At 74.8% G+C, this 8,676-nt stretch carries 8 protein-coding genes; all 8 read left to right on the top strand.

Annotation, left to right across the window (positions count from 1 at the left end):
• The first annotated feature begins 834 nt into the window (after positions 1-834).
• The 8 genes from RND61_RS19675 to RND61_RS19640 are packed head-to-tail and all read left to right on the top strand — an operon-like array spanning position 835 to position 8,604.
• The gene (locus RND61_RS19675) at positions 835-1,179 is read left to right on the top strand and encodes a hypothetical protein (RefSeq protein ID WP_315879318.1); all 345 of its coding nucleotides are present in this window, start codon (positions 835-837) and stop codon (positions 1,177-1,179) included.
• A 59-nt stretch (positions 1,180-1,238) separates the two neighbouring features.
• Positions 1,239-1,664: a phage tail protein gene (locus RND61_RS19670; RefSeq protein WP_315879317.1), complete on the top strand. Its 426-nt coding sequence runs from the start codon at positions 1,239-1,241 to the stop codon at positions 1,662-1,664.
• Positions 1,665-1,677: 13 nt separating this feature from the next.
• Positions 1,678-2,409 carry a CIS tube protein gene (locus RND61_RS19665; protein WP_315879316.1) on the top strand — a complete coding sequence of 244 codons (732 nt, stop codon included), beginning with the start codon at positions 1,678-1,680 and terminating at the stop codon, positions 2,407-2,409.
• A complete protein-coding gene (locus tag RND61_RS19660) occupies positions 2,409-4,313 on the top strand; it encodes a VgrG-related protein (RefSeq protein WP_315879315.1) in 1,905 nt (634 codons plus the stop codon). The genes RND61_RS19665 and RND61_RS19660 overlap by 1 nt, the downstream gene beginning before the upstream one ends.
• Positions 4,314-4,350: 37 nt before the next feature.
• Complete coding sequence (locus tag RND61_RS19655; protein WP_315879314.1) at positions 4,351-4,791, top strand: GPW/gp25 family protein; 441 nt, start codon at positions 4,351-4,353, stop codon at positions 4,789-4,791.
• The gene (locus RND61_RS19650; RefSeq protein ID WP_315879313.1) at positions 4,791-6,749 is read left to right on the top strand and encodes a putative baseplate assembly protein; all 1,959 of its coding nucleotides are present in this window, start codon (positions 4,791-4,793) and stop codon (positions 6,747-6,749) included. The genes RND61_RS19655 and RND61_RS19650 overlap by 1 nt, the downstream gene beginning before the upstream one ends.
• Complete coding sequence (locus RND61_RS19645) at positions 6,746-7,303, top strand: phage tail protein (RefSeq protein ID WP_315879312.1); 558 nt, start codon at positions 6,746-6,748, stop codon at positions 7,301-7,303. The genes RND61_RS19650 and RND61_RS19645 overlap by 4 nt, the downstream gene beginning before the upstream one ends.
• Positions 7,300-8,604, top strand: a complete 1,305-nt coding sequence (locus tag RND61_RS19640) for an NADase-type glycan-binding domain-containing protein (protein ID WP_315879311.1) — start codon at positions 7,300-7,302, stop codon at positions 8,602-8,604. The genes RND61_RS19645 and RND61_RS19640 overlap by 4 nt, the downstream gene beginning before the upstream one ends.
• The last annotated feature ends 72 nt before the right edge of the window (positions 8,605-8,676 follow it).

Here is an 8,676-nt window from a genome sequence, read left to right as displayed (position 1 = left end):
GGACGCCACGCGGCGCCGGGCGGGCCGCTCACCGCTGCCGGTGACGATCCGGTCCCGCCCGCCACGGCACCGGGGCGATCCGCCGCCGGGGACCCGGCTTCGGGGTCCGGCCCCGTACCGGTGGTGCAGCGTGCCGCGACGGCGGCGCCCGCTCCCGCCGCCGCCCCGGAGAGGGCCCCGATCCCGCCCGTCCACGCGCCGGTCACCGCTCCAACGCCGGTGGCACGGCGTGCTGCGGCTGCCGCGCCCGCCCGGGCGACCACCGCCACGCCCCCGCCGAGGCCGGGGCTCGCACCCCCGCTGCCGTCCGGCCACCCGGCGCCGGGTGTGCCCCTGCCCGTACCGGCTCCGGGGCGCGGGCCCGGACCGGAGGCCCGGGCGGCGGTGCGCCCGGCGCCCCCGCCCGCGTCCGGCCGTCCGGCACCGCCCGCCCCGGCGGCCGGGGGCGGGAGCGTCGCGGAGGCGGTTTCGGTGCAGCGTGCTGTGGCCGTGCCCGGTCAGGCGCGTGCGAGCGCCGCCCACCCGTCTCCGTCGACGGCGGGGCTCGCGCCCGCTCCCGTACGAGCTTCGGGGTCCGTGCCCGGACCGGCGGTGCGCCTGACGCCCCCGACGCCCACCCCCGCACCCGCACCCGTACCGGCTCCCGTACGAGCTTCGGGGTCCGTGCCCGGACCGGCGGTGCGCCTGACGCCCCCGACGCCCACCCCCGCACCCGTATCGACACCCGTAGCGGCTCCCGTACCGGCTCCACCCGTCGCGCCTGCGTCCGCGTCTGGGTCCGCGCCTGCGTCCGGGTCCGTGCCTGCGGTCCAGCGTGCCGCGGAAGCCGGGCCCGTGCGCGTGCACGCCCCCGGCCGCCCGGTGCCGCAGGCCCCTCAGCCACGACTCCCGTTCCCCGCACCCCCGCCCTTCGCGTCGACCACCACCGCGCCTCCCACCGTCCAGCGCACCCGGAGCCCGGAGCCCCCGCCTCCGTACTCCCCTCCCTCGCCGACCGCTCCCACCCCCGACGAGCCCCCGCCCGCCCACACCCCCGTCGACTTCGACGCCCGCGCCCTCACCGGCGCCCAGGTCGACGAGCTGACCCATCGGCTCATCGGGCCGCTGACCCGGCTGCTGCGGACCGAGCTCCGGCTCGACCGGGAGCGGGTCGGCAGGCTCCGCGACCCCCGCAACTGAAGCCCCCGACCCGGCCCCGGTCCCCACCCCCACCCGCCGTCCCCTGAAAGGCGCACCCGATGCCCAGCGATCTCGACCCGGGATCCACCGTCTTCTTCACCCTCACCATCGACGGCGAGAGCCTCGGGTTCTTCAACGGGTGCGAGGGGCTCGCCTCCTCCGTGGAGATCGAGCAGCACCAGGAGGGCGGCAACAACGGGTTCGTCTGGCAGCTTCCGTCCCGGGTGACCTTCTCCACCATCCGGCTGACCCGGCCCCTCACCCCGGACACCGCCAAGGTCGCGGCCTGGATCTCCTCCGTCACCACCGGGGTCACCCGGCCGACCGCCCAGATCGCCGCCCTGCGCGCGGACGGGTCCGAGGTGGCCCGCTGGGGACTCATCGACGTGCTGCCCGTCAACTGGCGGGGGCCGTCCCTGGACCCGGCCAACCCCGGTGTCGCCACCGAGGTCCTGGAGATCACGCACCACGGGTTCACGGACTGAGGGGTCGCGGCACATGGCAGGCAAGGGCGCCAGGGGTGGCGCGGGCAAGAGTCTCGTACGGGCCACCCTGGCCATTCACGAGCCGCCGATCGGGCACAGCACGACACCCGGCGGGCTCATCAAGAACTTCGGTTTCGACTTCAACCCCTCCCAGCTCGCGCTGAGCCGCCGCGCACGCTGGAAGACGACCCCCACCGCCGCCGTGCGCGACGGCGCCCTGCCCGAGTTCATGGGGCCGGAGCCCCGGGAGATGACGGTGGAGATCTTCCTCGACTCCTCGGACGACCCGAGCGGGAACGCGGTCCTGAAGAAGGTCGAGGCCCTCTTCTCCTGCTGCGAGGTGACCTCGAAGAGCATCGCCGCCAAGCAGCCGTCCACGCCCTGGGTGGTCTTCCAGTGGGGAGCGTTCTCCACCGCGCGCTTCACCGCGTACGTCTCCTCCGTGGACGCCACCTACTCCCTCTTCGGGACGACCGGCGTGCCGATCCGGGCCACCTGCCGGGTGAACCTGCACGAGATCCCCAGCAACACCAAGGGACAGAACCCGACGTCGGGCGCGCTCACCGCCCAGCGCGTGCACCGCGTCGTGGCGGGCGACTCGCTGGAGTCGCTGGCCTGGCGGGAGTACGGCGACGCGACCGCCTGGCGGGCGATCGCCGAGGCCAACGGCATCGACGACCCGTCACGGCTGCGGACCGGTACGGAACTGGTGCTCCCCGCGGCCGAAGAGGTCGGTGGTCCCTGATGGTGCAGGCTTCCTTCTCCAACGTCATCCACCTCACCCTGGACGGCGCCAGGCTCCCCGACGAGTTCGCCAACGACCTCGTCGGCGCCTGGGTCGACCTCGGGGCCGGGGTGCCCGGTGCCTTCCGGCTCACCTTCCGGGACCCGCACGGGCTGCTCCTGGGCAAACTCAACGTCCAGTTCGGCTCCACCGTGGTCCTGGCCCCCGTCTCCGCCGGGCAGGGCGCCGCCTCCCCCCTGCTCACCGGCGAGGTCACCGGCATGGAGACCGACTACGACGGCACCGGCACCTTCACCGTCGTCCGCGGCTACGACCCCGGGCACCGGCTGATGCGGCAGCGCCGGGTCGCCGCGTACCGCAACCAGACCGCCTCCGACATCGCCCGCAAACTGGCCGGCACGAGCGGCATCCCGGTCGGCGAGGTGCAGGCCACGAAGACGGTCTACGAGTTCCTCAGCCAGGCCAACGTGACGGACTGGGACTTCCTGGTCCGGCTCGCCGACGAGAACGAGATGGTGATGTCGCTCGACGGCAAGGGCAGGTTCCGGTTCGTCCGGCCCGACCCGGCGTCCGGCGCGCCACCGACGAGCACCGACGGCGACAAGAGCCCGTTCGTGCTGCACGCGGGACAGGACGTGCTGCGCTGCCGGGCCGCGGTCACCGCCGCCGACCAGGTCGGCAAGGTCGAATCCCGCGGCTGGGACGTCACGACGAAACGGAAGCTCACGGCCCTCGCGCCCGCCACGACCAACGCGGCCGTCGCCATCGGCACCACCCCCGGGAAGGCGGGGGCCCGCTTCAAGGCGGCCAAACTGGTCGAGACCGACACCCCCTACGACCGCCAGTCCGAAGTCGGCTTCGCCGCCCGGGCGCTCGCCGACGACATCACCTCCTCCTTCGCGGAACTGGAGGTCACGGTGCGCGGCAACCCCAGGCTGCGCCCCGGAGTGCCGGTCACGCTCAGGGACGTGGGCGCCCCGTTCGAGGGCAAGTACACCGTCACCTCGGCGCGGCACGTCTTCGGTGACGACGGCGAGTACGTGACGTGGGTGACCGTCAGCGGCCGGCAGTGGCGCTCCCTCTTCGGCCTCGCCTCCGGCGGCGCGGCGGCCACCGCTCCCCGACTGCCGAGCGTGGCGAACGCCCTGGTCACCGACGTGCAGGACCCGCTCAAGCAGGGCCGGGTGAAGCTCCAGTTCCCGTGGCTGGACGACACGTACGTCAGCGACTGGACGCGCACCGTCCAACTGGGCGGCAAGGGCGGCGGCGGGCTCTTCCCCCTGGACGTCGGCGACGAGGTGCTCGTCGCCTTCGACCGTGGCGCCCTGGACCATCCGTTCGTCATCGGCGGCCTCTACAACGGCCGCGACCAGCCGACCGTCGTCAAGGACGTGCCGCTGCACGACGGGCTGAAGAAGCGGGCGATCCGGCACACCCTGTCCGACCGGCAGGGCAACCGCGTCGACCTGCTGAGCCAGCAGACGGGGTCCCGCAAGCAAGGCGTACGGATCGCGACCGGCAACGACCGGCTGACCATCCACCTCGACCGCGCCAAGACCGAGATCACCGTGGACAGCAAGGGGTCCGTCAGCATCACCGGCTCCCGCTCGGTGTCGATCGAGGCCGGCACCGACCTCACCCTGAGCGCCCGCCGGGCCCTGTCCATCAAGAGCGGCGGGCCCCTCACCATCGAGGGCCACGGCCTGGTCAACCTCAAGTCGCTCGGCGGCGCGGTCAACGTGGACGCGGTGGGCGCGCTCAGCCTCAAGGCGCTCGGCGCCGCGACGGTCAGCGCGGGCGGAACCGTCCAGGTCAACTCCGTCGCCAACGTGGGCATCCGGGCCGCGACCCTCCTGTTGCAGGGCGTGGTGCTGGTCAACAACAAGCCGTATCCGCTGCCGTGACGGCCGGAAAGCCACCCGGAAGGAGAGTGGACCGCTGATGGCCGAGCAGTTCGTCGGATCGGGCTGGGCGTTCCCGCTGCGGATCGGTCCCACCGGAGCCATCGCCCTGGTCAGCGGGGAACGGGAGATCGAGGAGGCGATCCGGCTCGTGCTGGCCACCGCGCCGGGCGAGCGGCCCATGCGCCCCGAGTTCGGCTGCGCCATCCACGACCTGGTCTTCGCCCCGGTCAACGAAGCCACCGCGGGCCGCATCCAGCACGAGGTGTACGCGAGCCTCGACCGCTGGGAGCCCCGGATCGAGGTGAACGACGTCGAGGTGACGGCCGGTGCCGAGCAGGGCGTCCTCTACATCGACGTGCGCTACTCGATCCGCGGCACCAACAACCCGCGCAGCCTCGTCTTCCCCTTCTACGTCATCCCCTCCCACGGCGAGCCCGGCCCGGGCGACCCGGGCACCCTTCCGGAAAGCGACCACTGATGGCCCTGCCCTCCCCGAACCTCGACGACCGCCGGTTCCAGCAGTTCGTCGACGACGCCAAGCGCTACATCCAGCAGCGCGCCCCCGAGTGGACCGACCACAACGTGTCCGACCCCGGCGTCACCCTCGTGGAAACCGTCGCCCACATGGCCGACCAGATCGTCTACCGGCTCAACCGCGTCCCCGAGAAGAACCACCTGGCGTTCCTGGACCTCGTCGGCATCACCCTCTTCCCGCCCTCGGCCGCCCGCACCGACGTCACGTTCTGGCTCTCCGCCCCCCAGGAGGAGGTGGTGGTCCTGCCGGCCGGCACCGAGGTCGCCACGCTGCGCACCGAAAGCGAGGAGGCCGTCGTCTTCGCCACCGAACGGCAACTCGACATCACGTCGTGCGAGTTGACGCACGTCGTGGTGCAGAGGAGCGGGGACGCCGTCGAGGACCGGACCGCGGACCTGGCCGAGGGCAAGGACGTCCGGTGCTTCGCCGAGGCCCCGCAGGCCGGTGACTGCCTGCTGTTCGGGCTCAGCGCCGCGGTGCCGCACTGCGCGGTGGCGCTGGAACTCGACAGCCGGGTCGACGGCGTCGGCGTCGACCCGCGGCAGCCGCCGCTCGTGTGGGAGGCGTGGACCGAGGACGGCTGGGCGGAGTGCGAGGTCGACCGGGACGGCACCGGCGGCCTCAACCGGCCGGGCGAGGTCGTGCTCCACGTCCCGGGCGGCCACGCGGTCTCCCGCACCGGCGGCCGCCGGGCCGGCTGGCTGCGCTGCCGGGTCACCGAACCGCTGGCCGGCCAGCCCTTCTACACCACGTCACCGACCGTACGGTCCGCCGATGCCTTCACCATCGGCGGCACCACCCGCGCCGTGCACGCCGAGACGGTCCACGACGAGGCCCTCGGCGAGTCCACCGGCCTGCCGGGCCAGCGGCTGCGGCTGGCCCACGCGCCCGTCGTCGGCGACGACCCGCCGCTGCACCTGCAGACCGCCGAGCACGACGGGTGGGCCGACTGGACGGTCGTGCCGCACTTCGCCGCCTCCGGACCGCACGACCGCCACATCACCCTGGACGCCGCCACCGGCGAGATCGCCTTCGGCCCCGCCGTACGGGAACCCGACGGCACCCTGCGGCAGTACGGGGCGGCACCCCCCAAGGGCGCCGTCGTCCGGGCGCGCCGCTACCGCACCGGCGGGGGGCGGGCCGGGAACGTCGCCCGCGGCGCCGTACAGGTGCTGCGCAGCTCCGTCCCGTACGTGGCCGAGGTCGTCAACCGGGAGGCGGCGCGCGGCGGGGTCGACGGCGAGACGGTCGAGGAGGCCAAGGTCCGCGCCCCCATCACCCTGCGGGCGCAGGAACGGGCCGTGACGCTGCGCGACTACGAGGAGTTGGCCCGCCGGGCCGCTCCGGAGACGGCCCGCATCACCTGCCTGGAGGGCGACGAGGGCGAGCACGGCGCCTATGCCGTACGGGTCCTGGTGGTCCCGCAGGCGGTGCCGGACCCGGGCGGACGGCTGCGCTTCGAACAGCTCGTCCCCGGCAAGGACCTGTTGAGCCGGATCACCCGGCACCTCGACGAACGGCGGCTCATCGGAACCCGGCTGGCGGTCGGCCCGCCCTTCTACCAGGGCGTCACGGTCGTCGCCACCGTGCACGCCTTCCGCGGGGTCGACACGGACCGCGTACGCCGCCGGGCCCACGACGCGCTCTACCGCCACCTCGACCCGCTCACCGGCGGCGCCGACGGCACGGGGTGGCCCTTCGGCCGCCCGGTCCAGTCCGGCGAGGTCTTCGCCGTGCTCCAGCGGGTCCCCGGAGTCGAACTCGTCGACGAGGTCCGCCTCCACCCCGCCGACCCGTTGACCGGGAAGCGCGGCGAGGCGACGGACCGCATCGATCTCCGAGCGCCGTCGCTGGTCTTCTCCTTCGACCACCGGGTCCGCGTGATCGGGGACGGCGCGTGAGGGGCTCGATCGACGGAATGGGGTCCTCCGCGCCGATCGGCGCGATGCTGCCGGCCGTCTTCGCCGACGACGACCTGGCGCAGCGCTTCGTCGCCGGGCTCGACGAGGTCATCGCGCCGATCCTCGGCGTCCTCGACTGCCTGGACGCCTACTTCACCCCGGCCCTGGCCCCGGCCGACTTCACCCGGTGGCTGGGCGGTTGGGTCGGCGCCGAGACCGACGGTACGGAGCCGGAGGCGCGGCTGCGCGCGGCCGTCGCCGCCGCCGCGTACCTGCACCGCGTACGGGGCACCCGCCGCGGCCTGTCCGAGGCGGTCCGGCTGGCCTTCGGGGTGGAACCGGAGATCAGCGAGAGCGGGGCCGCCGACTGGCACGCCCGCCCCCTCGGCCCCGTCCCCGGCGAGCGCCGCCCCCGGCTCCACGTCACCCTGCGGCTGCCCGACCCGACCCCGGCGGCCGAGCACCGGCTCGACCGCCTCGTGGCGGCCGCCCGCCCCGCCCACATGCCCTACACGGTCCAGGTGACCGTCTCCGAAAGGAACCCCGAGAGATGACCAGGCGAACCCCCGGGGCCGCGAACTGCGCCGAGTGCGGGACCCGGGCGGAACCCGGCCAGTCCTTCTGCGACTCCTGCGGCGCGGTGCTGGGCTGGACGTCCGAAGCGCCGGAACGGCCCGCCCCGGCGGCCGGGTCCGGGCGTGCCACGGCCCCGGACCCGGCCGCCGGTGGGACGCGGCCCGGAGGGGACGTCGCCGCACCGCCGAGCACGGCCACCGGCACCGGTACCACCCCCGCCCCCGCCCCGGCCCCCGCCGGCCAGGACCCGGAACGGACGGAAGCGCCGCGGGCCTCCACCGTCCCCCGGCCCGTGGAGCCCTCGCCCGACGAGCGGACCGCCCCCGTACCGGCACGGGCGGACGACACCGCCCCCACCCGGCCGCTTCCCGAGGCCGCCCCCGACGACACGGCCAGGTCCCTGCTCGTACCGGTCACCGAGCCGGACTCCCGGCCCGCCGCGGGGCCGTCCGTGGAGCCCGTCCTGCCGGGCCGCCCGGTCGCGAACCGCCCCCGGGTACGGGCCCCGGGCCAGGAGACGGGCACCGAAGGCGGCGTGCCCTGCCCCTGGTGCGCCACGCCCAACCGGCCCGACCGGCACTTCTGCGGGCGCTGCGCCATGCCGATGTCCCGTTCGGCGGAGGCGCCGGGCCGGCCCCACCGGCCCTGGTGGCGGCGGCTGTTCGGGCCCGGCGCGGGAGAGGCGCCCTGGGCCGGCGACCGGCCGCGGCTGCGGCGCGGCTTCGGGCGCGTGTCGAACGTGGTGGTGGGCGTGCTGGTGCTGGCGCTGCTGGTCACCGCCGGACTGAACACGGAACGGGCCGTGAACGCGGTCCGGGACCACTTCGCCAAGCGCGCCCCGGTCGGGCCGGACGGTTTCAGGGCCTCGCGGTCCTTCCCCGGCCACGCGCCGCAGCTCGCCTTCGACAAGCTGAACAACACCTGGTGGGGGCCGGGAGTGACCCAGTCCGGAGACGGCGAGTGGCTCGAAGCCCGCTTCGACCGCCCCACGCGCCTCCTGGACCTCGTGATCACCCCGGGTGTCTCCACCCGTCCCGACCAGCTCTCGCGCTCGGCCCTGCCGCACCGCGTCGACGCCGTGGTCACCACCGCCGACGGCAAGACCGTCACCCGGGTCCTCACCCTCGACCAGGGCGCCGGGGGCCAGCACCGCGCGTTCCGGGTGGGCGAGGTCACCGCCGTGCGGTTCGTCCTGCGTTCGGCCTACGGAGCCTCCCCCGACAAGCAGGTCGCCATCGCCGAGGTCGAGTTCTTCGGCCCGTCGAACAACCGGTCGTAGGCGCGGGCCCCACCGTTCCCGCCGCCCCGCCCGCCACCGCGTGACGTGCCGTCGAGGTCCTTGCGGGCGTGG

Origin of the sequence: Streptomyces tamarix (genome assembly GCF_032423885.1) — a bacterium.
GTDB lineage: Bacteria > Actinomycetota > Actinomycetes > Streptomycetales > Streptomycetaceae > Streptomyces > Streptomyces tamarix.
Note: the sequence above shows the minus strand (reverse complement) of the source record. Positions and strands in the feature narration are given on the sequence as shown.

Bases quoted from the DNA above. Each gene is read 5' to 3' on its own strand.
- RND61_RS19670 (WP_315879317.1), top strand. From the start codon at position 1,239: ATGCCCAGCGATCTCGACCCGGGATCCACCGTCTTCTTCACCCTCACC.
- RND61_RS19665 (WP_315879316.1), top strand. From the start codon at position 1,678: ATGGCAGGCAAGGGCGCCAGGGGTGGCGCGGGCAAGAGTCTCGTACGG.
- RND61_RS19660 (WP_315879315.1), top strand. From the start codon at position 2,409: ATGGTGCAGGCTTCCTTCTCCAACGTCATCCACCTCACCCTGGACGGC.
- RND61_RS19655 (WP_315879314.1), top strand. From the start codon at position 4,351: ATGGCCGAGCAGTTCGTCGGATCGGGCTGGGCGTTCCCGCTGCGGATC.
- RND61_RS19650 (WP_315879313.1), top strand. From the start codon at position 4,791: ATGGCCCTGCCCTCCCCGAACCTCGACGACCGCCGGTTCCAGCAGTTC.
- RND61_RS19640 (WP_315879311.1), top strand. From the start codon at position 7,300: ATGACCAGGCGAACCCCCGGGGCCGCGAACTGCGCCGAGTGCGGGACC.